Origin of the sequence: Streptomyces sp. NPDC046870 (genome assembly GCF_040704595.1) — a bacterium.
In the GTDB taxonomy this organism is placed as follows: Bacteria; Actinomycetota; Actinomycetes; order Streptomycetales; family Streptomycetaceae; genus Streptomyces; species Streptomyces argyrophylli.
In genome coordinates this window covers 108,385-132,713 of the sequence record NZ_JBEYXM010000003.1, presented here as the reverse complement: position 1 = coordinate 132,713, position 24,329 = coordinate 108,385, and the positions used below count along the sequence as shown (strand labels likewise).

General features: G+C 72.1%; 22 protein-coding genes, 2 tRNA genes and 1 pseudogene. 11 read left to right on the top strand and 14 right to left on the bottom strand.

The features are described 5' to 3' along the window. Positions 1 to 25: 25 nt before the first annotated feature. The 3 genes from AB0946_RS09160 (at position 26) to pknB (ending at position 5,151) form a co-directional block, all read left to right on the top strand. On the top strand, positions 26 to 1,471 hold the full coding sequence (locus AB0946_RS09160) for an FtsW/RodA/SpoVE family cell cycle protein (protein WP_366759930.1): 1,446 nt from the start codon (positions 26 to 28) through the stop codon (positions 1,469 to 1,471). After that, positions 1,468 to 2,955, top strand: coding sequence for a penicillin-binding protein 2 (locus AB0946_RS09155; RefSeq protein WP_366759929.1), 1,488 nt, complete (start codon positions 1,468 to 1,470; stop codon positions 2,953 to 2,955). The genes AB0946_RS09160 and AB0946_RS09155 overlap by 4 nt, the downstream gene beginning before the upstream one ends. Before the next feature lie 195 nt (positions 2,956 to 3,150). Then, positions 3,151 to 5,151, top strand: coding sequence for a Stk1 family PASTA domain-containing Ser/Thr kinase (gene pknB, locus AB0946_RS09150; protein ID WP_366759928.1), 2,001 nt, complete (start codon positions 3,151 to 3,153; stop codon positions 5,149 to 5,151). Between the two features lie 60 nt (positions 5,152 to 5,211). Here the strand turns inward: pknB and AB0946_RS09145 are convergent, their stop codons facing one another. The 6 genes and pseudogenes from AB0946_RS09145 to AB0946_RS09120 form a co-directional block, all read right to left on the bottom strand. Then, positions 5,212 to 5,964: a class E sortase gene (locus tag AB0946_RS09145; RefSeq protein ID WP_366759927.1), complete on the bottom strand. Its 753-nt coding sequence runs from the start codon at positions 5,962 to 5,964 to the stop codon at positions 5,212 to 5,214. A 45-nt stretch (positions 5,965 to 6,009) separates the two neighbouring features. Then, entirely contained in the window at positions 6,010 to 7,116 is a 1,107-nt protein-coding gene (locus AB0946_RS09140) for a class E sortase (protein ID WP_366759926.1), read from the bottom strand. Next, positions 7,113 to 7,751, bottom strand: a complete 639-nt coding sequence (locus AB0946_RS09135) for an aminodeoxychorismate/anthranilate synthase component II (RefSeq protein WP_358635832.1) — start codon at positions 7,749 to 7,751, stop codon at positions 7,113 to 7,115. Before AB0946_RS09135 ends, AB0946_RS09140 begins: the two co-directional genes overlap by 4 nt. Then, on the bottom strand, positions 7,748 to 7,909 hold the full coding sequence (locus AB0946_RS09130; RefSeq protein WP_103813562.1) for a hypothetical protein: 162 nt from the start codon (positions 7,907 to 7,909) through the stop codon (positions 7,748 to 7,750). The genes AB0946_RS09135 and AB0946_RS09130 overlap by 4 nt, the downstream gene beginning before the upstream one ends. 63 nt (positions 7,910 to 7,972) lie before the next feature. Continuing rightward, positions 7,973 to 8,120 (bottom strand): annotated as a pseudogene (locus AB0946_RS09125) (class E sortase); the annotation flags it as partial. Between the two features lie 49 nt (positions 8,121 to 8,169). Beyond that, on the bottom strand, positions 8,170 to 8,958 hold the full coding sequence (locus AB0946_RS09120; protein WP_366759925.1) for a DUF881 domain-containing protein: 789 nt from the start codon (positions 8,956 to 8,958) through the stop codon (positions 8,170 to 8,172). Positions 8,959 to 9,110: 152 nt separating this feature from the next. Between AB0946_RS09120 and crgA the strand changes: the two genes are divergently transcribed. Further along, positions 9,111 to 9,365, top strand: coding sequence for a cell division protein CrgA (crgA, locus tag AB0946_RS09115; RefSeq protein ID WP_366759924.1), 255 nt, complete (start codon positions 9,111 to 9,113; stop codon positions 9,363 to 9,365). 248 nt (positions 9,366 to 9,613) lie between these two features. Here the strand turns inward: crgA and AB0946_RS09110 are convergent, their stop codons facing one another. After that, positions 9,614 to 10,504: a rhomboid family intramembrane serine protease gene (locus tag AB0946_RS09110; RefSeq protein WP_366759923.1), complete on the bottom strand. Its 891-nt coding sequence runs from the start codon at positions 10,502 to 10,504 to the stop codon at positions 9,614 to 9,616. Between the two features lie 85 nt (positions 10,505 to 10,589). Further along, a complete protein-coding gene (locus AB0946_RS09105) occupies positions 10,590 to 11,120 on the bottom strand; it encodes a peptidylprolyl isomerase (protein ID WP_366759922.1) in 531 nt (176 codons plus the stop codon). A 288-nt stretch (positions 11,121 to 11,408) separates the two neighbouring features. On the opposite strand from AB0946_RS09105, the gene AB0946_RS09100 reads away from it, so the two are divergent. Next, the gene (locus AB0946_RS09100) at positions 11,409 to 12,110 is read left to right on the top strand and encodes a DUF5324 family protein (protein ID WP_366759921.1); all 702 of its coding nucleotides are present in this window, start codon (positions 11,409 to 11,411) and stop codon (positions 12,108 to 12,110) included. A 133-nt stretch (positions 12,111 to 12,243) separates the two neighbouring features. On the opposite strand, the gene AB0946_RS09095 is transcribed toward AB0946_RS09100, so the two are convergent. After that, positions 12,244 to 12,316, bottom strand: a tRNA-Ala gene (locus tag AB0946_RS09095). A gap of 182 nt (positions 12,317 to 12,498) precedes the next feature. On the opposite strand from AB0946_RS09095, the gene AB0946_RS09090 reads away from it, so the two are divergent. Further along, positions 12,499 to 13,047 (top strand): DNA-binding protein, encoded by a 549-nt coding sequence (locus AB0946_RS09090; RefSeq protein WP_030982183.1) that lies wholly within the window; start codon positions 12,499 to 12,501, stop codon positions 13,045 to 13,047. 111 nt (positions 13,048 to 13,158) lie between these two features. Further along, entirely contained in the window at positions 13,159 to 14,526 is a 1,368-nt protein-coding gene (locus tag AB0946_RS09085; RefSeq protein WP_366759920.1) for a serine/threonine-protein kinase, read from the top strand. On the opposite strand, the gene AB0946_RS09080 is transcribed toward AB0946_RS09085, so the two are convergent. Together AB0946_RS09080 and AB0946_RS09075 are read right to left on the bottom strand one after the other, a co-directional pair. Then, positions 14,490 to 15,893: a hypothetical protein gene (locus tag AB0946_RS09080; RefSeq protein WP_366759919.1), complete on the bottom strand. Its 1,404-nt coding sequence runs from the start codon at positions 15,891 to 15,893 to the stop codon at positions 14,490 to 14,492. The genes AB0946_RS09085 and AB0946_RS09080 overlap by 37 nt on opposite strands. Before the next feature lie 260 nt (positions 15,894 to 16,153). Then, positions 16,154 to 16,282, bottom strand: a complete 129-nt coding sequence (locus AB0946_RS09075) for a DLW-39 family protein (RefSeq protein ID WP_003999697.1) — start codon at positions 16,280 to 16,282, stop codon at positions 16,154 to 16,156. A 254-nt stretch (positions 16,283 to 16,536) separates the two neighbouring features. Here AB0946_RS09075 and AB0946_RS09070 point away from each other — a divergent pair, with 254 nt between their 5' ends. Both AB0946_RS09070 and AB0946_RS09065 read left to right on the top strand, forming a co-directional pair. After that, positions 16,537 to 16,920, top strand: coding sequence for a DUF6344 domain-containing protein (locus tag AB0946_RS09070; RefSeq protein ID WP_366759918.1), 384 nt, complete (start codon positions 16,537 to 16,539; stop codon positions 16,918 to 16,920). A 160-nt stretch (positions 16,921 to 17,080) separates the two neighbouring features. Continuing rightward, on the top strand, positions 17,081 to 17,863 hold the full coding sequence (locus tag AB0946_RS09065; protein ID WP_366759917.1) for a glycosyltransferase: 783 nt from the start codon (positions 17,081 to 17,083) through the stop codon (positions 17,861 to 17,863). Between the two features lie 22 nt (positions 17,864 to 17,885). Here AB0946_RS09065 and AB0946_RS09060 read toward each other — a convergent pair whose 3' ends face one another. Beyond that, positions 17,886 to 18,086 (bottom strand): ferredoxin, encoded by a 201-nt coding sequence (locus tag AB0946_RS09060; protein ID WP_366759916.1) that lies wholly within the window; start codon positions 18,084 to 18,086, stop codon positions 17,886 to 17,888. Positions 18,087 to 18,620: 534 nt separating this feature from the next. On the opposite strand from AB0946_RS09060, the gene AB0946_RS09055 reads away from it, so the two are divergent. Both AB0946_RS09055 and AB0946_RS09050 read left to right on the top strand, forming a co-directional pair. Beyond that, the gene (locus tag AB0946_RS09055) at positions 18,621 to 22,955 is read left to right on the top strand and encodes a WD40 repeat domain-containing protein (RefSeq protein ID WP_366759915.1); all 4,335 of its coding nucleotides are present in this window, start codon (positions 18,621 to 18,623) and stop codon (positions 22,953 to 22,955) included. A 211-nt stretch (positions 22,956 to 23,166) separates the two neighbouring features. Beyond that, complete coding sequence (locus AB0946_RS09050; protein WP_366759914.1) at positions 23,167 to 23,337, top strand: hypothetical protein; 171 nt, start codon at positions 23,167 to 23,169, stop codon at positions 23,335 to 23,337. Between the two features lie 46 nt (positions 23,338 to 23,383). On the opposite strand, the gene AB0946_RS09045 is transcribed toward AB0946_RS09050, so the two are convergent. Together AB0946_RS09045 and AB0946_RS09040 are read right to left on the bottom strand one after the other, a co-directional pair. Next, a tRNA-Ile gene (locus tag AB0946_RS09045) sits at positions 23,384 to 23,460 on the bottom strand. A 112-nt stretch (positions 23,461 to 23,572) separates the two neighbouring features. Next, positions 23,573 to 24,322 (bottom strand): DUF3566 domain-containing protein, encoded by a 750-nt coding sequence (locus AB0946_RS09040; protein WP_366759913.1) that lies wholly within the window; start codon positions 24,320 to 24,322, stop codon positions 23,573 to 23,575. Positions 24,323 to 24,329 lie beyond the last annotated feature (7 nt).

Here is a 24,329-nt window from a genome sequence, read left to right as displayed (position 1 = left end):
AAGCCGTGAGAGGCCCTGTCACACGATGAGCAGTACTACGAACTCGCCGACGCACCACACGTCCACGATCGGCGCGATCGGCGCGCCGAGCCGCCGCAACACCGAGCTGGCCCTGCTGGTCTTCGCCGTGGCCATCCCCGTGTTCGCCTACGCGAACGTGGGCCTGGCCATCGACGGCCAGGTCCCCGCGGGCCTGCTGAGCTACGGCCTCGGGCTCGGTCTGCTGGCCGCCGTCGCCCATCTCGTCGTACGGAAGTTCGCCCCGTACGCCGACCCGCTGCTGCTGCCGCTCGCCACCCTGCTCAACGGACTCGGGCTGGTGTGCATCTGGCGGCTGGACCAGTCCAAGCTGCTCCAGCAGATCCACGTCGCGGGCGGCAAGGCGACCAACCAGCTGATCTACACGGCGATGGGCATCGCGCTGTTCGTGGCGGTGCTGATCTTCCTCAAGGACCACCGCACGCTCCAGCGCTACACCTACATCTCCATGGTGGCCGCGCTGTTCCTGCTGCTCCTGCCGCTGGTCCCGGGCCTCGGCGCGGACGTGTACGGCGCCAAGATCTGGATCTCCATCGGCAGCTTCACCATCCAGCCCGGTGAGTTCGCCAAGATCGTGCTGGCGGTGTTCTTCGCCGGCTACCTGATGGTCAAGCGCGACGCGCTCGCGCTCGCCAGCCGCCGCTTCATGGGCCTGTACCTGCCGCGTGGCCGCGACCTCGGCCCGATCCTCGTCGTCTGGGCGATCTCGATCCTCATCCTGGTCTTCGAGACCGACCTCGGCACGTCGCTGCTGTTCTTCGGCATGTTCGTGATCATGCTGTACGTCGCCACCGAGCGGACCAGCTGGATCGTCTTCGGTCTGCTGATGTCCGTCGCCGGCGCCATCGGCGTGGCCAGCTTCGAGCCGCACATCAAGGTCCGTGTGCAGGCCTGGCTCGACCCGATGCGCGAGTACACGCTCAGCCGCACCCCCGGCGTCGCCGGCGTCCACTCCGACCAGCTCCAGCAGGCCCTGTGGGCGTTCGGCTCCGGCGGCACCCTCGGCACCGGCTGGGGCCAGGGCCACTCCGAGCTGATCCGGTTCGCCGCCAACTCCGACTTCATCCTGGCCACCTTCGGCGAGGAGCTGGGCCTCGCGGGCATCATGGCGATCCTGCTGATCTACGGCCTGATCGTGGAGCGCGGCGTACGCACCGCCCTCGCCGCCCGCGACCCGTTCGGCAAGCTGCTCGCCATCGGCCTGTCCGGCGCCTTCGCGCTCCAGGTCTTCGTGGTGTCCGGCGGTGTGATGGGCCTCATCCCGCTGACCGGTATGACGATGCCGTTCCTCGCCTACGGTGGTTCGTCGGTCATCGCCAACTGGGCGCTGATCGGCGTGCTGATCCGCATCAGCGACACCGCCCGCCGCCCGGCGCCCGCCCCCGCCGCCAACCCCGACGCCGAGATGACCCAGGTGGTCCGCCCGTCATGAACAAGCCCCTGCGCCGGATCGCGATCTTCTGTGGCCTCCTCGTCCTCACCCTGCTGCTGCGGGACAACTACCTGCAGTACGTCAGGGCCGACAAGCTCAAGGACGACCCGAACAACCGCCGTGTCACCATCGCCCGCTACGCCACCCCGCGCGGCGACATCATCGTGTCCGGCGGCGACCCGATCACCGGGTCCACCCTGACCAGCAAGACCGGTCTGAACGACCTGAAGTACAAGCGCACCTACAAGAACGGCCCCATGTGGGCGCCGGTCACCGGCTACGCCTCGCAGGCCTTCGGCGCCACCCAGCTGGAGTCCATCGAGGACGGCATCCTCACCGGCGACGACGACCGGCTGTTCTTCCGCAAGACGCTGGACATGATCACCGGCAAGGAGCAGCAGGGCGGCAACGTCGTCACCACGCTCAACGCCGCCGCGCAGAAGGCGGCGTACGACGGTCTCAAGCAGCGCGGCGGCAAGGGCGCGGTCGTCGCCCTCGACCCCTCCACCGGCAAGATACTGGCGCTGGCCTCCTACCCGTCGTACGACCCCTCGTCGTTCGCCGGCAACACCAACGACGACGCCGCGGCCTGGAAGAAGCTCCAGAAGAAGTACAACCCCAACGACCCGATGCTGAACCGGGCGCTGCGCGAGACCTACCCGCCGGGCTCCACCTTCAAGGTGGTCACGGCCGCCGCGGCGCTGGAGAACGGCAAGTACACCTCGGCCGACGAGCGGACCGACTCGCCGCTGCCGTGGACCATGCCGGGCACCACGACCCAGCTGAAGAACGAGGGCAACATCCCGTGCGAGAACGCGACCATGCGGGTCGCGCTCCAGTACTCCTGCAACACCGTCTTCGGCAAGATCGGTGCCGACCTCGGCAACGACAAGATGCTCGCGGAAGCGAAGAAGTTCGGCTTCGACGCCGAGCAGTTCACCCCGGTCCGCTCCAGCGCCTCGGTGTTCTCGGACGACATGAACCAGTCGCAGACCGCGCTGTCCTCCATCGGCCAGTACAACACCGCCGCCACCCCGCTCCAGATGGCCATGGTCGCCTCCGCGGTCGCCAACGACGGCAAGCTGATGAAGCCGTACATGGTCGACTCGCTCCAGTCGTCCAACCTGGACCCGGTCGCCACGACCAAGCCGGAGGAGCTGAGCCGGCCGCTGTCGCCGAAGAACGCGCAGATCCTCCAGGACATGATGCAGACGGTCGTCGAGAAGGGCACCGGCACCCGGGCCAAGATCGACGGCGTCACGGTCGGCGGCAAGACCGGTACCGCCCAGCACGGCGTCGAGAACAGCGAGAACCCGTACGCCTGGTTCATCTCCTACGCCAAGCTCAGCGACGGCAGCTCGCCGGTCGCCGTGGCCGTCGTGATCGAGGACGAGAGCGCCAACCGCGACGACATCTCCGGTGGCGGCCTGGCCGCGCCGATCGCGAAGAACGTCATGAAGGCGGTCATCGACTCCAAGAAGTGACCGCCGTCGGCCACCGGGAGTGAGGCCGCTCACAGCTCCTTCACATCGCCGCACGTTGCGATACCGGTCCTGTATCGGGTTACGGGCTTGGCCAGGTCACACGGAACGAGCCGGGTACGGTAGGCCCGGACGGCAGCCTTCGGCCGCGCACAGGGGTGCGCGGCCGAGACCGACGGAGAGGGCTGGTAGGTAGCTATGGAAGAGCCGCGTCGCCTCGGCGGCCGGTACGAGCTGGGCCAGGTGCTCGGCCGCGGTGGCATGGCGGAGGTCTACCTCGCACATGACACCCGGCTCGGCCGCACCGTGGCGGTGAAGACGCTGCGCGCGGACCTCGCGCGCGATCCGTCCTTCCAGGCCCGGTTCCGCCGGGAGGCCCAGTCGGCCGCCTCGCTCAACCATCCCGCGATCGTCGCGGTCTACGACACGGGCGAGGACTACATCGACGGGGTCTCCATCCCGTACATCGTGATGGAGTACGTCGACGGTTCCACGCTGCGTGAGCTGCTGCACTCCGGCCGCAAGCTGCTGCCCGAGCGCGCCATGGAGATGACCATCGGCATCCTCCAGGGCCTGGAGTACGCGCACCGCAGCGGCATCGTCCACCGCGACATCAAGCCGGCCAACGTCATGCTGACCCGCAACGGCCAGGTCAAGGTGATGGACTTCGGCATCGCCCGCGCCATGGGCGACGCCGGCATGACCATGACCCAGACCGCGGCCGTCATCGGCACCGCCCAGTACCTCTCGCCGGAGCAGGCCAAGGGCGAGCAGGTCGACGCCCGGTCGGACCTCTACTCGACCGGCTGCCTCCTCTACGAGCTGCTGACGGTACGGCCGCCCTTCGTGGGCGACTCCCCGGTCGCCGTGGCCTACCAGCACGTCCGGGAGGAGCCGCAGGCCCCGTCGGTCTTCGACCCCGAGATCACGCCCGAGATGGACGCGATCGTCCTCAAGGCGCTGGTCAAGGACCCCAACTACCGCTACCAGTCGGCCGACGAGATGCGCGCCGACATCGAGGCGTGCCTGGACGGCCAGCCGGTCGCGGCCACGGCCGCGATGGGCGCGGTCGGCTACGGCGGCTACCCCGACGACCAGGCGACGACCGCCCTGCGCTCGGAGCCGGCGGGAGCGACCACCATGCTCCCGCCGATGAACCCCGACGACGGCGGCTACGGCTACGACGAGCGCCCGGACCGCCGCCGCCAGCAGAAGAAGTCCAACAGCTCCACGATCCTGCTGGTGGTCGCCGGTCTGCTGGTCCTGGTCGGCGCGATCCTCATCGGCATGTACGCGTTCGGCGACAAGGGCGGCGACGGCAAGGTGCCCGTGCCGGCGTTCGTGGGCCAGCCGGAGAAGACGGCCCGCAAGATGGCCGAGAACGTCGACCTCAAGGTGACCGTCACCAAGAAGGCCTGCGAGGACCAGGCCACGGGCAACGTGTGCACCCAGAACCCGGACGAGGGCACGAAGGTCGACAAGAACAGCACCGTCAACCTGGTGGTGTCCACGGGCGCGCCCAAGGTCACCGTGCCCAGCGTCATCGGCCTCAGCCTCGACGACGCCAAGGCGAAGCTGGAGGGGGACGACTACAAGTTCTCGGTGAAGACGGAGGCCCGTGTCTCCACGGAGAGCCCGAACACCGTGCTCGACCAGAACCCGATCGGCGGCAAGCAGCGGCAGAAGGGCTCCGAGATCACCCTCGTCATCGCCAAGGCCGAGGAGAAGGTCACCGTCCCCGACGTCACCGGCAAGTCCTGCGACGAGGCGAAGGCCGAACTCCAGGCCAAGGGTCTCGCCCCGACCTGCAACGACACCCCGGTCAGCGACCCGGCCCAGGACGGCAAGGTCCAGAACACCAACCCGCCGGCGGGCCAGCAGGTCTCGAAGAACACCCCGGTCGCGATCAACGTGGGCAAGGCGCAGAACACCCAGGTGCCGGTGCCCAACGTTCAGGGGCAGAAGCTGAAGGACGCCCGGAAGCTGATCGAACAGGCGGGCCTGGTGGTCGGCAACATCACCGGCTCGCAGGACGACAACGCCATCGTGTTCACGTCGGACCCCGGCCAGGGCAACCCGGTCGACAAGGGCACCGCGATCAACCTGGTCACCGTCGGGGGCCCGGGCGGCAACAACGGCGGCAACAACGGCGGCGGCGACAACGGCGGCGGCGGCTTCTTCGGCGGCGGCATCGGCTGACGCACCCCGCACACACGTGGGCCCCTGCCGGGACATCCCGGCAGGGGCCCACGCGCACGCTCAGCGCAGTTCCCTCGGCAGAGTGCGGTCGGCGTCCACCTTCTCCACGCGGACCAGCTCCCCCCACACCACGTACCGGTAGCGGGAGGTGTAGACGGGGGTGCAGGTCGTCAGGGTGATGTAGTGGCCCGGCTTCTTCCTGCCGGACTCCCGGGGGACGGCGGAGAGGACCTTGACGTTGTACTTCGAGGTCTCGGGCAGGACCGAGTAGACCTTGTAGACGTACCAGTCGTCCCGCGTCTCGAAGACGATCGGGTCGCCCTTCCGCACCTTGTCGATGTTGTGGAACTTCGCGCCGTGCCCGTCCCGGTGGGCGGCGAGCGCGAAGTTGCCCGCCTTGCCGGTGGTGGGCAGCGTGGCCTTGACCGGGTCCGTGTAGTAGCCGGCCACACCGTCGTCGAGGACGTCCGTGCCCGTGCCCTTCTCGACCAGCACCTCGCCGTTCCGCATCGCCGGCACGTGCAGGAACCCGATGCCGTCCTTGGTGTCGAGCGCGCCGGGACCGGTCCGCTGCTCGGCCCAGTGCTCGCGCACCTTGTCGGCCTGCCGGTCCGCCTTGCGGTCCGCTATCACGTTCGTCCACCACAGCGAGTAGACGACGAACAGGCCGAGCAGCACGCCCGCCGTGATGAGGAGTTCCCCGAAGACGCTGACCGCCAGGGCGATCCGGCCGGGGCGCCGGCGCGGAGCCGGATCCGGAACCGGTTCGGACGCGTCCGTGGTCTCTTCGGTCTCGTCGGCGGTCGCTGCCACTGTGTCCTCTGCCCTTGGTCGATGAGCGCCCTTGCTCGGTGAGCCCTACTCGATGAGCGCGTCCGGCTTGCCCTTGCTGCGCGGGCGTTCCTGGACCATCTTGCCCCAGACGATCAACCGGTACTTGCTGGTGAACTCCGGTGTGCAGGTGGTGAGGGTGATGTAGCGGCCGGGCCGGGTGAAGCCGGAGCCCGGCGGGACCGGGTCCAGCACACTGGTGTTGGACGGCGGCGTCACCGGAAGCATCGAGGTCACCTTGTACACGAAGTAGGTGTCCTGTGTCTCGACCACGACGGCGTCCCCGGCCTTGAGCCTGTTGATGTACCGGAACGGCTCGCCGTGCGTGTTGCGGTGCGCGGCGAGGCCGAAGTTGCCGGTCCTGGCATCGGGCATCGCCGTCTTCAGCGGGGCCTCGCCGTAGTGCCCCACCATGCCCTTGTCGAGCACCCTCTTGTTGCTGACGCCCTCCGCGATGGGCGCGACCACGTCCAGCTTCGGGATGTGCAGGATGGCGAAGCCCTGCCCCGGCTCGAAGGCGCCCGGATTGCGCCTGCCGTTGGCCCAGTCGTCCTGGAGCTGGTGCGTCTCGCTGCCGGCCTGCGCGTGCGCGCGGACGTTGGTCCACCACAGCTGGTAGGTGACGAACAGCAGCATCAGGACGCCGGTGGTGATGAACACCTCGCCGATCGCCCGGCTGGCGACGGTCGCCGGGCTCGGCCTGCGCAGCCGGGCCTGCCGCCGGGCCTCCACCCGGCTCAGGGGCCGCTGCGGGTCCCGGCCCGTCGCGGGAGTCGCCGGCTCGCGGGTGTCCCGTGGACCGCCGTGCCGCCCTCCACGCCGCTTGGCGGCCTTTCTCCGGGCCGCACGGCCGCCCGGCGCGGCCGGGGAGCCCGCGGCGGCCGGCAAGGCTCCAGAGGCCCCTGTACCCGGCCGCGGGATCCGCAGCGCCATCGTCTCCTCGTCGGCGCGCGGCGGGGCTGCCGCGAGGTCCTGCTCCGTCAGCCGGGGCATCGGAGCCGTCGGCGGGTCCTGTCGCCGCCCGGCGTACGGCCGCGTGCCACGGGAGGACTCGTACGGCAGCGCACCGCCGGAGGACTCGTACGGTCTGTCGCCGTCGTACAAGTCCTCGCGCTCGGGGCGCAGCGCGGTCACGCCGTGGCCCTGCCCACCACCGGGGCGAGCCCCGCCGATCTCGCCACGGCACCCTGGTCGCCGCACTCCGCCAGCCAGTTGGCCAGCATCCGGTGCCCGTGCTCGGTCAGCACCGATTCGGGGTGGAACTGCACGCCCTCCACCGGGAGTTCCCGGTGGCGCAGGCCCATGATGATGCCGTCGTGCGTGCGGGCGGTCACTTCCAGCTCCGCCGGGACCGTGGCCGGTTCGGCGGCCAGGGAGTGGTAGCGGGTCGCCGTGAAGGGGGAGGGCAGGCCCGCGAAGACGCCCTTGCCCTCGTGCTCGACCGGCGAGGTCTTGCCGTGCAGCAGCTCGGGCGCCCGGTCGACCACACCGCCGTACGCCACCTGCATCGACTGCATGCCGAGGCACACGCCGAAGACCGGCACCCCGGTGGCCGCGCAGTGCCGGACCATGTCCACGCACACGCCCGCCTCCTCCGGCGTCCCGGGCCCGGGCGAGAGGAGCACGCCGTCGAAGCCGTCCTGCGCGTGCGAGGTCGACACCTCGTCGTTGCGCAGCACCTCACACTCCGCGCCCAGCTGGTACAGGTACTGGACGAGGTTGAAGACGAAGCTGTCGTAGTTGTCGACGACGAGAATCCGCGCACTCACTGGTTGTCCACCGTCACATCGTTGAAGGGCAGCAGCGGCTCGGCCCACGGGAAGACGTACTGGAACAGGACGTAGACCACGGCCAGGATCAGTACGAGGGAGATCAGGGCCCTCACCCACGCGTTGCCCGGCAGATGCCGCCAGATCCAGCCGTACATGCCGTCCCCTGCCGTCCCTTCCGTATCCGCTACGGCACCAGACACACGCCGTACGTCACCAGACTAACGGCGCGGAGCCCTCGGTTCGCCTGCCTCCACGGGCTGTGCGGAGTCCAGGCGTGTACCCGGACGTACGGGGAACAGGGTCGATCCCCTCGACATCGGGCGGGACTGTTTTGCAGGGGCCTTTGTCGATCCGATACGCGAACCAGACGTTTCACCCGTTCGGCCCGCACATCCGGCGGCTTCCGGACGGACGTCTACCCCACCGGCTTCGCGTAGTGGAGGTCCACCGTGCCGGAGTAGCCGGGAAGCGTCACCGTCCCGTCGTCGGTGACCTTCCAGCCGAGGCCGTAGACGTTGACGTAGACCATGTAGGTCTGGATGGCCTTGCTCGCGGCGAGCGCCTGCTTCAGCCGGTCGGGGTCCCCGACCGCGGTGATCTTGTACGGCGGTGAGTAGACGCGGCCCTGGAGGATCAGGGTGTTGCCGACGCAGCGCACCGCGCTGGTGGAGATCAGCCGCTGGTCCATGACCTTGATGCCCCGGGCGCCCCCCTGCCACAGCGCGTTCACCACGGCCTGGAGGTCCTGCTGGTGGATGACCAGGTAGTCGGGCTGCGGCTCGGGATAGCCGGGGAGCTTGGCGGTGGCGCCCGGCGGGGCGTCGTTCAGGGTGACGGTGACGGCCTTGCCGGTCAGCTTCCGGGTGCCCGCGCTCTTCTCCAGCCGGCCCAGGTTCTCGTCCTCGGCCTTGGTGCTGCCGTCGTCGTTCTCGGCCAGCGACTCCACGCTGTCGCGCAGGGTCGCGTTGGACTCGTCCAGCTCCTTGTTCTTGCGGCTGCGCTGCTGGATCAGGTCGGACAGCTTCAGCAGGGAGCCGTCCTGACGGATGTCGGTGCCCTTGGCCGTGTCGAAGCTGGTGAAGAAGATCAGCCCGGCGAGCGCGAAGACGGCAGCCGTGAGGATCCGCACGGGCCGCACACGCGGCCGGCGGACGGGGTCCGGACCCGTTGATCCCGTCCCGGGGGAGTCGGCAGAATTGCTCAACGTACCCTTATCTCCTTCGGCGCCACGGAAGCACTACGCTAACGGACGCCCGGGGGAGCACACAGAGTCGTCATGTTGGCCCCTTGTACGCTGCCCCGAGCCCGACCCAGTTACCTGCGCGGCCACGCAGCGCATCGACAGGAGAGACCCTCGTGCCGAAGTCACGTATCCGCAAGAAGGCCGACTACACGCCGCCGGTGGCGAAGCAGGCACAGGCCATCAAGCTCACGAACCGCGCGTGGGTCGCGCCCGTGATGCTGGCCATGTTCCTGATCGGCCTGGCCTGGATCGTCGTCTTCTACGTGACCGACGGCTCGCTGCCGGTCGACAGCCTGGACAACTGGAACATCGTCGTCGGCTTCGGCTTCATCGCCGCCGGCTTCGGTGTCTCCACGCAGTGGAAGTAGCTCTGCCCAGGGCTATCCGCCGAGTTATCCACAGGCCAGGGGTGCTGTCCACAATCCCCTGGGGAAAAGAAACTACGATCTGTGGATAACTCATCGGGCGTTGACGCCGGTGTGACTGGCCGACCGATCCCCATACATCTGTTCGCCCCCTGTCCGACCTGCGGAAACACATCCGAGCGACAGGGGGCGCACCTGTGTCCGCACACCGTGCACAAGATCCGCCACAGCCTGTGGACAACGGTTCGGTATCAGGTGAGCTGAGCGGTCCTGACCAGGGCCAGCGCCACCGCCAGCACCAGGACGACGGCACACGTGCCGTACTGCACCAGCGCCCGCTTCTCGCGCGGGGCGTGGACCATCGCGTACCCGGTCACGACACCGGCGACGAGCCCGCCGATGTGCGCCTGCCAGGCGATGTTCATGCTCGGGTTGAAGGTGAAGATCAGGTTGATCACCAGCAGCGCGATGACCGGCCGCATGTCGTAGTTGAGCCGGCGCATCAGCACGGCGGTCGCGCCGAAGAGCCCGAAGATCGCGCCCGAGGCGCCGAGCGAGGCGGTCTGCGGGGCGGTGAGCAGATAGGTCAGCGCGCCGCCGGCCAGCCCGGAGACGAAGTAGACCGCCAGATAGCGGGCCCGGCCGAGGGCCGCTTCCAGCGGGCCGCCGATCCACCACAGGCTCAGCATGTTGAAGCCGACGTGCCAGTACTCCTCGTGCGCGAACATCGACGTCACGAAGCGGTACCACTCGCCTCCGGCGACGCCCGAGGTCGGCGCGAACGGCTTCGGCGGCCAGGCGCCGTAGAGCACCAGGTGGTCCAGGAGGGACCGGTCGGCCTGGACGGCGATGAACACCGCGAGGTTGATCCCGATCAGGATCTTGGTGAGCAGGCGGGGATCGGCCGTGACCGTGCCCCCGGCGACCGTGCGCGGCCGGGACGCCGCCGGTGCGTGCCCCGTGCCCGAGCCCTCGCGGACGCAGTCCGGGCACTGGAAGCCGACCGAGGCGCTGATCATGCACTCCGGGCAGATGGGCCGGTCACAGCGGGTGCAGCGCACGCCGGTCTCGCGGTCCGGGTGCCGGTAGCACACGGGCACGCTCCGGGCGGCGTCCTGCGCGCTCCCTGCGGCCTGGTCCATCAGATCCCCTTGCTCGTCGTGTCCGTCCTGGCGGTACGGTCCTGCTCCGCCCATCCTTACGGACGAGCGGCGCGTTTGGTTCCCCTCAGTCCTCGCGCGTCTCCACCACCACCGTCTCGAGGACGACGTCGGTCAGCGGACGGTCGTTGCGGCCGGTCGGCACGTTCGCGATGGCGTCGACCACTTTCTGGGAGGCCGGGTCCGTGACCTCGCCGAAGATGGTGCGCTTGCCGTTCAGCCAGGTGCTCGGGGTGACGGTGATGAAGAACTGCGAGCCGTTGGTGCCCGGCCCGGCGTTGGCCATGGCCATCAGGTACGGGGTGTCGAAGGCCAGGTCCGGCCGGCACTCGTCCTCGAAGCCGTAACCGGGGCCGCCGAGGCCGTTGCCCAGGGGATCACCGCCCTGGATCATGAACCCGCTGATGACGGAGTGGAAGACCGTGCCGTCGTAGAGCGGGTTCCTGCTCCTCTCACCGGTGCCCGGGTGTGTCCACTCGCGTTCGCCCCGGGCGAGCTCGACGAAGTTCCTGACCGTGACGGGGGCGTGGAGGGGGAAGAGTCGCACCTCGATGTCGCCGAGGGTGGTCTTCAGGGTGGCATACAGCTGCTCGGCCACGATCCGCCTTCCGTCGTCGTCCGCCGCACACCTCCGATCCTTCCACGGTCCCGTCCGCGCGTCGCCGGGCGGCCGTGACTTCCGCCGGGCGGGCGGCGCGCGCCGGTGATTCGTGGCAATGTCGACCACGAGCCCCCCGGTGCCCCGGATCGTCGCCTCGGATCGGGCCGGAGGGGGCCGATCGGCACCCGTATGCGCGCCCGCACATGCCACAGCGGCCGCGGGCAGGCATGATCCGTAAAAGGGTGGAAAGTCGAAATACCGTACGCCACCGAGGAGGAGGAACCCGTGACCCGCATCGACAGCGTGCGCGCCGCGACCGGCTCGGCGAAGGACAGCGTGCTGCACGCCGCGGAAGTGGTGGCGCCCTACGCCGACACGGCCAAGGAGCGTGCCGCGTACTACGCGCAGGAGGCACGCGTACGGCTGGCGCCCGTGGTGTCGCAGGCCGCCGAACAGGCCCGCGTGCAGTACGACGCCCGGCTCGCCCCGCGCCTGGAGCAGGCCCGCACGCATGTGCCGCCGAAGGTGGACCTGGCCGCGCAGGAAGCCGCCGAACGCACCCGCAAGGCGGCCCGGCAGGCCGCCGCCTACTCGCGTCCCAAGATCGAACAGGCCGTGGCCGCGACCGCTCCGGTCCGCGACGAGGCGGCCGCGCGCGGTGCCGCCGCACTGGCCGCGCTGCGCGGTCAGGTCTCGGCCCGGGACATCCAGAAGCTGGCCCGGCGCAACGCGCGCCGGTCCCGCACCGGTCGCGCCCTGAAGGCCGTCGTGGTGCTGACCGCCCTGGCGGGCGGCGCCTTCGCCGCCTGGAAGTGGTGGGACAAGCAGGCCAACCCGGACTGGCTGGTCGAGCCGCCCGCGGCGACGGAGGTTCCCGACGAGGGGCGCATCACGTCCGTGGACGGCAGCGAAGCCCAGGCCCTGGACCCCGAGGTCCAGGCGAAACAGGCGGAGGACGACGCCGCGGGCCGCGACGACGAGATCTGAGCGGCCCGCACACACATCAGCGGAACCAGGGGACCCTCCGGCCGTGATCGATCGGGCCGGAGGGTCCTCCCCTGCGCGCGCGAAAATGCCCCCTGACACTGCGTTCGAGCAGATCAGGGGGCATTTCTCGGGGTGGAGCCTAGGGGAGTCGAACCCCTGACATCCGCCATGCAAAGACGGCGCTCTACCAACTGAGCTAAGGCCCCGGGAAGGAGCGGCCTGCCGGACGGATCACGTTCCGGCGGGCGCCGCAGACCAGAGTACCGGGTCACCCCCCGTATCCCGCAAAAAGATTGGGGGTCCCCGCGGATGACCACTCTCCGTAAGATGCTCGACGTGGTTCGCTACAGCGAACCGCGGTTTTCAGGGGAAGCGATGGGGAGACGCAATGGACGCCGCACAGCAGGAAGCCACCGCCAGAGCGCGGGAGCTGCAGCGGAACTGGTACGGGGAGCCGTTGGGGGCGCTCTTCCGTAAGCTCATCGACGATCTCGGGCTGAACCAGGCCCGGCTCGCGGCGGTCCTGGGCCTGTCCGCGCCCATGCTCTCGCAGCTGATGAGCGGCCAGCGCGCGAAGATCGGCAATCCGGCGGTGGTCCAGCGGGTGCAGCTGCTGCAGGAACTGGCGTCCCAGGTCGCGGACGGCAGCGTCAGCGCCGCCGAGGCGACCGAGCGGATGGACGAGATCAAGAAGTCGCAGGGGGGCTCCGTGCTCAGCAACACCACGCACACGACGAACAGTTCGGGTGCGCCCACGGTCAAGCGGGTGGTGCGCGAGATCCAGTCGCTGCTCCGCTCGGTGGCCGCCGCGGGTGACATCATCGACGCCGCGGACACCCTCGCCCCGAGCCATCCCGAACTCGCGGAGTTCCTCCGCGTCTACGGCGCCGGCCGCACCTCCGACGCCGTCGCGCACTACCAGTCCCACCAGAACTGACCGCGCGGCCGGTCCGGGACGGGGGGTCCGGGCCGCCCGGACGCGGGGCACGTACGGCAGAGGCGCGGTGGCGCGGGGCTTCGTCGGACCAGGGGAGGAGCGGCGGCTGCCATGGGTGAGGTCTTCGCCGGCCGGTACGAGCTGGCCGATCCGATCGGGCGCGGTGGTGTGGGCGCCGTGTGGCGTGCCTGGGACCACCGCCGCCGGCGGTACGTGGCCGCCAAGGTCCTCCAGCAGCGCGACGCCCACTCCCTGCTCCGCTTCGTCCGCGAGCAGGCACTGCGCATCGACCACCCGCACGTCCTCGCCCCGGCGAGCTGGGCCGCCGACGACGACAAGGTGCTGTTCACCATGGACCTGGTCGGCGGCGGCTCCCTGGTCCACCTGGTCGGCGACTACGGCCCCCTGCCGCCCGCGTTCGTGTGCACGCTGCTGGACCAGTTGCTGTCGGGGCTCGCGGCCGTGCACGCCGAGGGCGTGGTCCACCGGGACGTCAAGCCCGCCAACGTGCTCCTGGAGGCCACCGGCACCGGCCGGCCCCGGCTGCGGCTGTCCGACTTCGGCATCGCGATGCGGCTCGGCGAACCCCGGCTGACGGAGACCAACCTGGTGGTGGGGACGCCCGGTTACCTCGCCCCCGAGCAGATGCTGGGCGCCGAACCCGACTTCCCGGCCGACCTGTTCGCCGTCGGCCTGGTCACCCTGTACCTCCTGGAAGGCGCCAAGCCCGACGCCAAGGAGCTGGTGCGGTACTTCCTGGAACACGGAACGCCCGGCCCGCCCAAGGGAGTTCCGGAACCGCTCTGGCAGGTCGTCGCCTCCCTGCTCCAGCCCGATCCCGCGGACCGCTTCCGTACCGCCACGGGGGCGCGCAAGGCGCTCGCCGCCGCCGCCGAACTCCTTCCGGAGCCGGGTCCCGACGACGAACTCATCGAGATCTTCGACCAACTCGGCCCGCTTCCCCCCGGGTTCGGTCCCGACGGCCCTGTCCGGCGGGCCTCCGGTGTGACGCCGGACCCGGCGCCTGGCGGGGTGGGCGAGTCGGGCGGGACACCGGATACCGCCGGGAGCGGCGACTCCGGGCGTGCCGGCGGTGGGCCGGCCGGCCGCGGCCCGGACCCGGCGGTGCGGGCGCCTTCGACGCCCACCTCCACCGGTTCCCTCTCGGACACGGGCAGCTTCCGCCTGCCGCCGCCCCAGCCGGCACCGGTCCACCAGGTCCCGCCCCCGGTCCCCGTGCCGCCCCCAGCCCCGGCCCCGGTTCCGGACCCCCGTGTCGACACCGCCACCGCCGCCTACACCACCCGCGACCCGCAGGCTCCACCGCCGTCACCACCGGCCCCCCGAACCGCCGCCCACGGGCGCCGGGCCCGGCGTGCCGCCCGCCGGCCCGGTCCCCCGGCCAGGGCCGCGGTCCCGCTGCTGCTGCTGGCGCTCGCCTGCTACGCCGTGGGCTTCTGGGCGCTGGCCCGGGTGTGAGCCCGCCGGGCCGCCACCGTCCACCCGCCCAGGACCAGCAGCAGCGCGGTGCCCGTGCCGATCCCGCCGACGGCGACCAGCCGCATCACCCGCTCGTCGGCCCCGTCCCCGGTGTTCCCGGACAGCGCAGCCCGCCGGTCCTCGTCGGTGACCGTGAGGACACCGGCCGGCAGGGGCCGGCCGGCGTACGCGGGCCCCGCCTGCTGCCGCCCGCCGACCCGGACCCGCAGGGTCACCTCGAACAGACCCTGCCCGAAGGTGCCGGCCAGGTGCGTGCTCAGGTGCAGGACGAGGTAGTACGCACCGGCGAAGCGGACGGAGGTCACCCCGGCGGGAACGGCGTACCGGTTGGTGTACTCCACCGGCGGGAGCGGTGCGAGCGCGGCGGACTTCGGGGCACCGGTGTAGCCGACGGAGACGTCGTCGACGTAGCCGCGGACGGGGTTGTAGACGGAGAGGTTCAGGGCGCCGCCGACATAGCCGTGGCCCGGGACGCCGTCCAGGCCGGCGGAGGCGTGCAGTTGCCGGCCCCAGTCCAGCGGCACCTTGTAGAACCGGGTCTCGCCGGGGACCAGACGGGTGCGCCAGACCCCTTGTGCCACCGGGCGCGCCGTGGCGAAACCGGTGCCGCCGGAGCGGTCCCGGGGGGTCCCGGTCAGGGGTGCCGGCGTGGCGGAGTCCCAGGTCCGCGGCGCGGTGGTGGGCCCGGCCGCGGCGAGACGGGGTTCCGTTGCGGGGGTGATCTCCAGGTCCCACGGCCGGGACCCGGCCGCGCCGGATCCCTCGGCGTCGAGGCGTTCGACGAGCAGGTAGTAGGTCCCGCCGCCCTGGCACAGCGCCTTGCCGGCCTCGCGCTGGGCCAGGGCCGTGACCGGGCGCGGGCTGAGCCCGGCGCCGATCCGGGCGGAGGCGTAGGAGCAGGAGGCACCGTCCGCGTCCCGCAGCGAGACGCGGATGCCGTCGGTGGCGGAGACGGTGGCGTCCGCCGGTGGTACGGCGGTGACGGCGGCGTACGCCGTGTCCGTGGCGGCCAGGCGCAGGCGGTAGTAGAGCCTGCCGTCGCGGGGCAGGGAGCTGCGGTAGGTGTGGTGTGGGTCGAGCAGTGCGGCGTCCGCGGTGCCCTCCGTGCCCGCGACGGTCCGGGCGCCGGGGGCGAAGGCGTACGGCCCCGGGCGCGTGCCGGCGGCGGCCGGCAGGGCGAGGGCGGGCGTCGGCGGGGCGAGGACCGCGGACAGTGCCGGCAGCAGGGCGAGCACCGCACCCCGGGCGGCGGCCCGCCGCCGTGCCCGCGTCCGTGCCGGAGGCTCCGCCGGCCACTTCCCGGCCGGGTCGGCCCCCGCCGCCGTACCGCCCCCTCGGCCCCGCACGCGCCACACCCCCAGTCGTCGGACGGCCGCACCGGAGAGGCGGACCGCGAGACCCATCCTGCCCCGGCCGCCGCTGCGCCATCCGGGCAACGCGTACGCCCGTCCGAAACGCCCGGCACCGTCCGGCCCTGCCGTCCCGCCCGTCTACCGCACCCGCCGCGACCCCGCAACACGGAGCAGGGGCCCGCGCGACACGGCCGGGGAACGCGAAACCCCGACCGCGCAGGCGGCCGGGGTCGGTACAGATCGGGTATCGGGACTCACGAACCCGTGGGCACGGAGTCAGTCGCCTCCGTCCACAGATCCTGCTCGGCGCGATCCGCCTGGATCTGGCGGTACACGAGGAGCCCGCCGATGGCGGCCAGTGCGACCAGGAGCAGCTTCTTCACCGCGCGACCTCGTCTTTCCTTGACGTAGGGGACCTCTGGCGCCCGACTATACACACCGACCGATATCGATCGGTGACCTGCGTCGGGGCCCGGCTCCCGCCTCGGCCGCGGCGGGAATTCCCCGCCTCCGTGCACCCGTCCGAGTGGTGTTGATCTGAACATCGACGCGCCACGGGCGTCGGTCCACCACTTCCCGGCCCACATACACATCATGAGCAAAGTACGCAAATCGCCCAACCCGAAAGTGAGGGGCCATGACCGCCCAGAACAAGGTCATGAAGCTGTGGACCGCCATCGTCACCGCCTTCCTCGCGCTGTGCACGGCGCTCGGACTCGTCTCCGCCACCACCACGACCGCCACCGCGGCCGCACCCCGGACCGAGACCCCGAGCACCGACACCGGCACCGCGCACCGCACCATCCCGACGATCCCGGCGATGCGCCAGCGGGCCTGGTCAGAAACCAGGGCCCTGCCCCCCACGATGAAGCAGCGGATCCGGGCGGAGGCCCACGGCAAGACACCGAGCTGCCGGCACCGCCCCCTCGACGGAACACAGACGGAATCGCAGCCGCGGGTACCGGAGCAGACGGACGCCAGGTCCCACGACCAGCACCTCTCGGACTCCCTCGACTGCTGATCCCTCCCCCACCGCAGTACCGCAACGTCTCGACCGCACGGCGACTTGCGTACGCACCAGTCGACACGAACAGACCCCCGGCCGGGTTCGGCCGGGGGTCTCGCGCTTTTCCCGGTAGGTCATCCTCGTACGGCAACGACCCGCACCCGACGGAAAGGTGGTGAGCGCTGCCGTGAACCGGCGCGTCACCGTAGTCACCGCTGTCCACGGCCCGTCCGCCCGGTTCCTGGCGGACGCGTACGCGTCGCTGTGCGCGCAGCGGCTGCCCGCCGGCTGGGAGTGGGAGTGGGTCGTCCAGGAGGACGGCACGACGGACGCGGTCCGCCCGTACGTCCCCGACGACGCCCGCGTGAGCTTCCGCCAGGGCCGGCCCGGCGGGCCCGGGGTCGCCCGGACGATCGCGCTGGCGCGCGCCCAGGGCGCCTACGTCAAGGTCCTGGACGCCGACGACCAGCTCACGCCGGGCGCGCTCGCCCGCGATCTGGCCGTGCTGGAGGCGGACCACACCGTCGGCTGGACGACGTGCCGCGTCCTGGACCTGCTGCCCGACGGCTCCACGGCCGCCTTCCCCGGCGATCCCGACGAGGGCCCGATCGAGCGCGGTACCGTCCTCGACCACTGGAAGCGGAACGACTTCCTGGCCCCGGTCCACCCGGCGGGCCTGTGCGTACGGCGGGAGCTGCTCACCGCGCTGGGCGGCTGGATGGCGCTGCCGGCCTCGGAGGACACCGGTCTGCTGCTGGCGCTGGACGCGGTGAGCCGCGGCTGGTTCTGTGCGGAGCCCGGTCTGCTGTACCGCAAGTGGGAGGGGCAGGTCACGGGGCGGGCGGCCCACGCCGACCCCGCCGAGCGGGCGGCCCGCATGGCCGTGGCGGAGGCCCGGGCGCGCGCGCTCGCCGCCTTCGGCTGGAGCTACCCACCGGATCCTTCCGCCGCTCGGTGAGGACGTCCGTGCCGCCCGGTGACTACTCGCTGAGGACGATCGCCTGCGACGGGCACTTCTCGGCGGCCTCCAGGACCGCCTCCCGGACCCGCGCGTCCTCGGTCGCGTCCGCGCCTCGGGGCCGTACGACGCCGTAGCCGTCCTCGAACGCGAACACGGCCGGCGCCCGGTGCGCGCACTCGGCGGAGCCGTAGCACAGGGAGCGGTCGACGGAGACCTTCATCTGTCCTCCAGTCGGGGGGCGGTGACCTCCAGGCGGTCCTCAGGACGTCACTGCCCGGCCGCGCCCCTCGTGAACCGGGCCACCGGAGCCGGAGGCGGGCGAACCGGAACGCAGTCGGCGTGCCGTCATATGGCCGGGTTCCCGCCCGCCCGGCACCGGTCCCTCCCCTCGTGGGGACCGGTGCCGAACGGTGCGGGGCCGTCGACCCGCGCCAAGTCGGCGGGGCGGCGCGGGTCGAAGAACGGGGACGGTTTCCGGGGCTGCGCGCGGATCGGCGCGGGCCGGCGCGGCGCGAGGGGAAGCGGCCGACTTTGACCGAGAACGTTCGGTGCCATGGGCTGTCTCTCCGAGCGCTGGGCCGGTGGCCTGTCCGGACGGTGTGTGACGGGTCCGCTACCGGGTTCGGATCCTGCCATCTGTCGCCCTCGCGGAGGAGGTGCCGGTCTCCGGTCCGGCCCTTAACCGCAGGTCAGGCGTATAAGGTGAGTTTTCCGGTCCGGACGTCACTCGCGAGGGAGAGTAAGGGGTGGGACCTTGAGTTCCGACTCAGGGGCACGCACAGCCTTCGCCGAGCGCCTCGCGCTGCTGTACAGGGAGGCCGGAAACCCTCCCCTGAAGAGCGTCTCGGAAGCGGTCGCGCGGCTCCAGCGGGTCGACGAACGCGGCCGGCCGGTCCGGGTGTCCGCGCAGCGGATCAGCGACTGGCGCCGGGCCAGGAACGTACCGGCCCAGTTCGCCGCCCTCGCGGCGGTCCTGCAGATCCTGATCCCGGAGGCGCGGCGGCTGCGTCCCGCCCCGGTCTCCGCCGGCCTGTACGACCTCGCCCACTGGCAGCGGCTGTGGGAGCTGGCGGTGGCCGGACCGGCCGGCGACCGGCCCGCGCCGCCCTCGCAGGAGAACCGGCGGCCACCGGCCCAGGCCCCGCCCGTCGCCGGCGGCGTGTGTCCGTACCGGGGGCTGGCCCCGTACCGGCGGGAGGACGCCCGGTGGTTCTTCGGCCGGGAGCGGAGCACGAGGGCCCTCGTCGCCCAGCTCCGCGCGGCCGAGCGGTCCGGTGGGCTGGTCATGCTGGTCGGCGCCTCGGGAGCCGGGAAGTCGTCCCTGCTGAACGCGGGCCTGGTCCCGGCGATCCGCGGCGGGGCCCTGGACACGGGGGCGCACGGCGGGGCGGGGAGCGTGGGTGCGGGGGCTCATGGCGGGACCGGGGACGCCGGCGCGGACACGGGCGCGAGCGCCAGGGAGCCGGGAGCCGACGGGCCGGCGGTCCCTTCCCGGCACGAGACGGTCCCTTCCCGGCACGAGCAGGCACCCACCGGGGCCCCCGCCCCGCCCGCCGCACCGCCGCCCCCGGCCGACCGCTCCGCCACCCACCCCGCGGGCCCCCCGGCCGGCCGCTCCGCCGACGCCCCCGCCAACCGCACCGGCGACCACCCCACCGGCGACCCCGCCGACCACCCCGCCGACCCGCCCGGCCCCGTCCTCCAGTTCGTCCCGGGTGCCGATCCGCTGGGTGAGCTGGTCCGCCGTGTCCCCGAGCTCGCCGCCGTCGCCGACGACGCCCGCAGGGCCGAGCGGGAGGCCGCGCGGAACCCGGCACTTCCGGGCTGCGACACCCCCCACATCGCCCGGGCCGTGCGTGCGGCGGTCGCGGCCTGGGCGGACCGCGCGACGGGCCCCGACGACCGGCCGGTCGTCATCGTGGACCAGTTCGAGGAGGCGTTCACCCTCTGCGCCGACGAGGCCGACCGGCGCGTCTTCATCCACTTCCTGCACACCGCCTGCACCCCGCCCGCCGGCGCCGCGGGCCCCGCACCCGTCCGGGTCGTCCTCGGCATCCGCGCCGACTTCTACGAACAGTGCCTCGACCACCCGGAACTCGCCGACGCGCTCCAGCACCGGCACATGGTCCTCGGCCCGCTGACCGGCACCGAACTGCGCGAGGCGGTGACCGGTCCGGCCAAGGCCGTGGGACTGGAACTGGAGCCGGGCCTCGCCGAGCTGATCGTGCGCGAGGTGAGCGCCGACGGCCCGCGCGGCGCGCACGACGCGGGCGTGCTCCCGCTGCTCTCCCACGCCCTGCTGGCCACCTGGCAGCGCCGCAAGGCCGGCCGGCTGACCCTGGCCGGCTACCGCGCGGCGGGCGGCATCCAGGGCGCGGTCGCGGCGACCGCCGAGCGCGCCTGGTCCGGTCTGGACCCGGCGGCCCGTGCCGCCGCCCGGCTGCTCCTGCTGCGGCTCGTCCGGCTGGGCGAGGACACCCAGGCCACGCGCCGGCGCGGCACCCGGCGGCAGCTGGCGCAGGAGTCGTCGGACCCCGGCAAGACGGAGGAGTCGCTGGAGGCCCTGGTGCGGGCCCGGCTGGTGACGCTGGACGCGGACACCGTGGAGATCACCCACGAGGCGCTGCTGCACGCCTGGCCCCGGCTGCGGCACTGGATCGACGAGGGCCGGGGCGACCATCTGCTGCGCCAGCGCCTGGAGGAGGACGGCCGGGCCTGGGAGGACTCGGGCCGCGACAGCTCGCTGCTGTACCGGGGGTCGCGGCTGGAGCAGGCCCGCGGCTGGGCGAGGTCGGCCGGGGACACCTATCTGACCCGTAGCGCGGTGGAGTTCCTGGCCGCCTCGGTACGGCTGCGCAAGCGCTCGGTGTGGCTGAGCCGGGCCGCGGTGGCGGCGCTGGTGGCACTGGCCGTGCTCGCGGCCGGCACGGCGGTGATCGCCTGGAAGCAGCGCGACGACGCCGTGTTCGCGCAGGTGCTCGCCGAGGCCGACCGGGTCCAGCACACCGATCCGTCCCTGGCCGCCCAGCTCGACCTGGTCGCGCACCAGCTGCGCCCCGGCGACGAGGGCACGTACAGCCGCCTGATCTCGATCGTGAACGCGCCGCTGGCCACCCCGCTGTCCGGCCACACCGGCGCCGTCTACCTCACCTCCTTCAGCCCGGACGGCAACACGCTGGCGACGGCCAGCTACGACCGCACCATCCGGCTGTGGGACGTGACCGACCCGCACCGCCCCGCCCCGCTCGGCACACCCCTGACCGGCCACACCAGCTGGGTCAGCAGTGCCGTCTTCAGCCCGGACGGCCGCACCCTGGCCAGTGCCGGCGACGACGGCACACTCCGGCTCTGGGACGTCACCGACCCCGCGCACGCCCGCCCGCTGGGCGAACCGCTCACCGGTCACCAGGGCACGATCTACCTGGTCGCCTTCAGTCCCGACGGACGCACGCTGGCCACGGCCGGCGAGGACCGCACCGTGCGGCTGTGGGACGTCACCGACCCGCGCAGGCCCGGCGCCCTCGCCACCCTGCGGGGGCACAGCGCCGCGGTGCGCTGTGTGGCGTTCGGCCCGGACGGGCGGACGCTCGCGACGGGCGGCGACGACGACACGATCCGGCTGTGGGACGTCTCCGCTCCCCGCCGGCCCCAGCCGGTCAGGACCCTGCGGGGGCACACGGACCTCGTGCACTCGGTGGCCTTCGGCCCCGACGGCCGCACCCTGGCCAGCGGCAGCGCGGACGACACCATCCGGCTGTGGGACGTCACCGACCCCGCCCGCGCCAGGGCGGTCGGTTCGCCGCTGACGGGCCACACCGGCCCGGTCTGGTCGGTGGCGTTCAGCCCGGACGGCGGCCGGCTCGCCGCCGCGAGCGCGGACAGCACGGCGAGCCTGTGGAACGTCAGCGACCCGGACTCGCCGTCCCAGGTCGGCGAGCCGCTCGCGGGCAGCAGCGGCGAGATGTACGCCCTGGGGTTCCGCCCGGACGGCCGGACCCTCGCCACCGGCAGCGGGGACGGCAAGGTGCGCCTGTGGTCGGTCCCGACCTCGGACATGGTCGGCCGGAGCGGAGCGTTCCGCCCGGACGGCCGGGTGCTGGCCACAGCCGCCCGGGACGGCAGGCTGCGGCTGTGGAACGTGACGCGGCCCGGCCGGCCCGTCCTGCTCGGCGAGCCGTTCATGCGGGCCGACGGCGACCAGCGCTCCCTGGTGTTCTCCCCCGACGGCCGCACACTCGCCGTCCTCACCGGCGTCCGGACCGTCCATCTGTGGAACGTCACCGACCCCGCCCACCCCGTCGCCGACGGCCCGCCGCTGCGCCTGCGCACCCGCTTCATGGGCCCCGACGCGCTGGCCTACAGCCCGGACGGCCGCACCCTGGCCACCGCCTACGACGACCGCACCGTCCAGCTGTGGGACGTGACCGACCCGGGCCGCCCGGCCCCGCTCGGCAGGCCGCTCACCGGCCACCGGGGCTACATCGACAGCCTCGCCTTCAGCCCGGACGGCCACACCCTGGCCAGCGGCAGCGCGGACAGCACGATCCGGCTGTGGGACGTGACCGACCCCGCGCACACCCGCCGACTGGGCAGGCCCCTCGCCGAGCACTCCGGCCCGGTCAACGCGCTCGCCTTCGCCCCGCACGGCCACACCCTGGCCAGCGGCAGCGACGACGACACGGTCCGCCTCTGGAACACCGCCGACCCCGCACGCGCCGAACTCCTGGGCAAACCGCTCACCGGCCACACCGAGGCGGTCACGTCCCTGACGTTCGGCGCCGGCGGCGGCACCCTGGCCAGCGGCGGCAACGACAACACGGTCCGCCTGTGGAACGTCACCGATCCCGCCTCGGCGGCTCCCATCGGCCAGTCGATGAGCCCCAACGCCAAGACCGGCAACTTCCTCATCTTCAGCCCCAAGAGCCACGTCCTCGGCGTCTCCAGCGGCACCGACACGGTCCGGCTGTGGAGCCTGGACGCCGGCACCGCGATCCGGCACATCTGCTCGGTCACCCGGGGCGTCCTGACCCCCGGGCGCTGGCACGAGTACCTGCCGCGCCTGGGCTACGACCCCCCGTGCGGTCGATGATCGGCCAACCTGCCTGTTTCCCCCCGGACTTGGCCCCACACAACCGACAACCTTGTTACCCTTGGCCATAGCCCGATCGCTGGTGCATCCCCCGTCGCCAGCGGTCGGGCCTTTTCCTGTGCCGGCGCCCGCACCCGTCCTCCCTCAAGGCTGCCGCAGCGTGACCACCGGTATGCGGGGCACTCGTGCGACACCGGAGGAGGCGGTGCACATGACCGACGACGAGTTCTACAAGCGAAACCATCCCGAAGGCTCGACGCTCCCCGAGGACCGTCCCAGGGAGGGAGCGCTCCCGAGCCCGTCCCGGGGCGGCAAGGGCGTCTGGGTGGTCCTGGGCATAGTGGTTCTTTTCATCATCGTCTTCGCACTCATACTGGTATGAGCAACACAAAAGACCCCCGGTCCTGCCGGACCGGGGGTCTTCGTGCTGGTGGGGCTAACAGGATTTGAACCTGTGGCCTCATCCTTATCAGGGATGCGCTCTAACCAACTGAGCTATAGCCCCGCCGCGCTCTGCGGTGTGTGTCCCGCGCGCTGACTCCTGAAGATTAGCGCACGACCGTGCCAGTCCCAAAATCGGTTGTCGGGGGACCGTCAGAACGCCGCTGGTCCGCGGGTCACTCGTCCTCCGCCAGCGTCAGCTCGATACCGCCCACGAAGCCGGCGGAGAGGTTGTAGATGAACGCGCCGAGCGTCGCGAGCGCCGTGGCCAGGACCACGTCGATGACCGCGATGATCGCCGCGAACGTCAGGACGTGGGGGAGCGACAGGAACGCCTGGAGGTCGAAGCCGTTCGCCTCGCTGGAACCGGTCGCCTCGGAGATCGTGCCGCCGACCGTCGAGAACACGCCCATCGCGTCCATGACCATCCACAGCACCGCCGAGGCGACGACCGTGCAGATGCCGAGCGCGATGGAGAGCAGGAAGCTGACCTTCATCACCGACCACGGGTCGGCCTTGGCCACCCGCAGCCGCGCCTTGCGGGTCCTGGGGGCCGTCCGCACTCCCGTGCGCGGCTTGCGCGTCGCGCCGGCGGGCGCCTGCGCCGGGTAGGCCTGCGGCGGGTGGTAGGGCCCGTCGGCCTGCTCCTGGCGCCGCTCCCCGGGCAGCGGCGACGCCGCCCGCGCCTCGCCGGACGCGGCCGGGCCTCGGGTGTCCGTCACCGTTCCCCCCTGGGATCCAGACGTACGGGAAGAGTCCGTCTCGGACACCTTCACCGGCTTCAGGTTCGTCGTCTGCGGGTCATGCGCACCACCGGCGGGCGCACTCCCCGCCGGCAGTCCGTTCGCGGCGGAGCCACGGCCGCCGCCGTCCGTTTCCGTACCCGTGGAGGTACCGGCCGATCCGGCGCCCGTGGCTCCGCTCACGCTGACT

Coding starts and splice junctions, on each gene's coding strand:
- AB0946_RS09160 (WP_366759930.1), top strand. CDS start 26: ATGAGCAGTACTACGAACTCGCCGACGCACCACACGTCCACGATCGGC.
- AB0946_RS09155 (WP_366759929.1), top strand. CDS start 1,468: ATGAACAAGCCCCTGCGCCGGATCGCGATCTTCTGTGGCCTCCTCGTC.
- pknB (WP_366759928.1), top strand. CDS start 3,151: ATGGAAGAGCCGCGTCGCCTCGGCGGCCGGTACGAGCTGGGCCAGGTG.
- AB0946_RS09130 (WP_103813562.1), bottom strand. CDS start 7,909: ATGTACGGCTGGATCTGGCGGCATCTGCCGGGCAACGCGTGGGTGAGG.
- AB0946_RS09110 (WP_366759923.1), bottom strand. CDS start 10,504: ATGGACCAGGCCGCAGGGAGCGCGCAGGACGCCGCCCGGAGCGTGCCC.
- AB0946_RS09090 (WP_030982183.1), top strand. CDS start 12,499: ATGGACGCCGCACAGCAGGAAGCCACCGCCAGAGCGCGGGAGCTGCAG.
- AB0946_RS09085 (WP_366759920.1), top strand. CDS start 13,159: ATGGGTGAGGTCTTCGCCGGCCGGTACGAGCTGGCCGATCCGATCGGG.
- AB0946_RS09070 (WP_366759918.1), top strand. CDS start 16,537: ATGACCGCCCAGAACAAGGTCATGAAGCTGTGGACCGCCATCGTCACC.
- AB0946_RS09060 (WP_366759916.1), bottom strand. CDS start 18,086: ATGAAGGTCTCCGTCGACCGCTCCCTGTGCTACGGCTCCGCCGAGTGC.
- AB0946_RS09050 (WP_366759914.1), top strand. CDS start 23,167: ATGACCGACGACGAGTTCTACAAGCGAAACCATCCCGAAGGCTCGACG.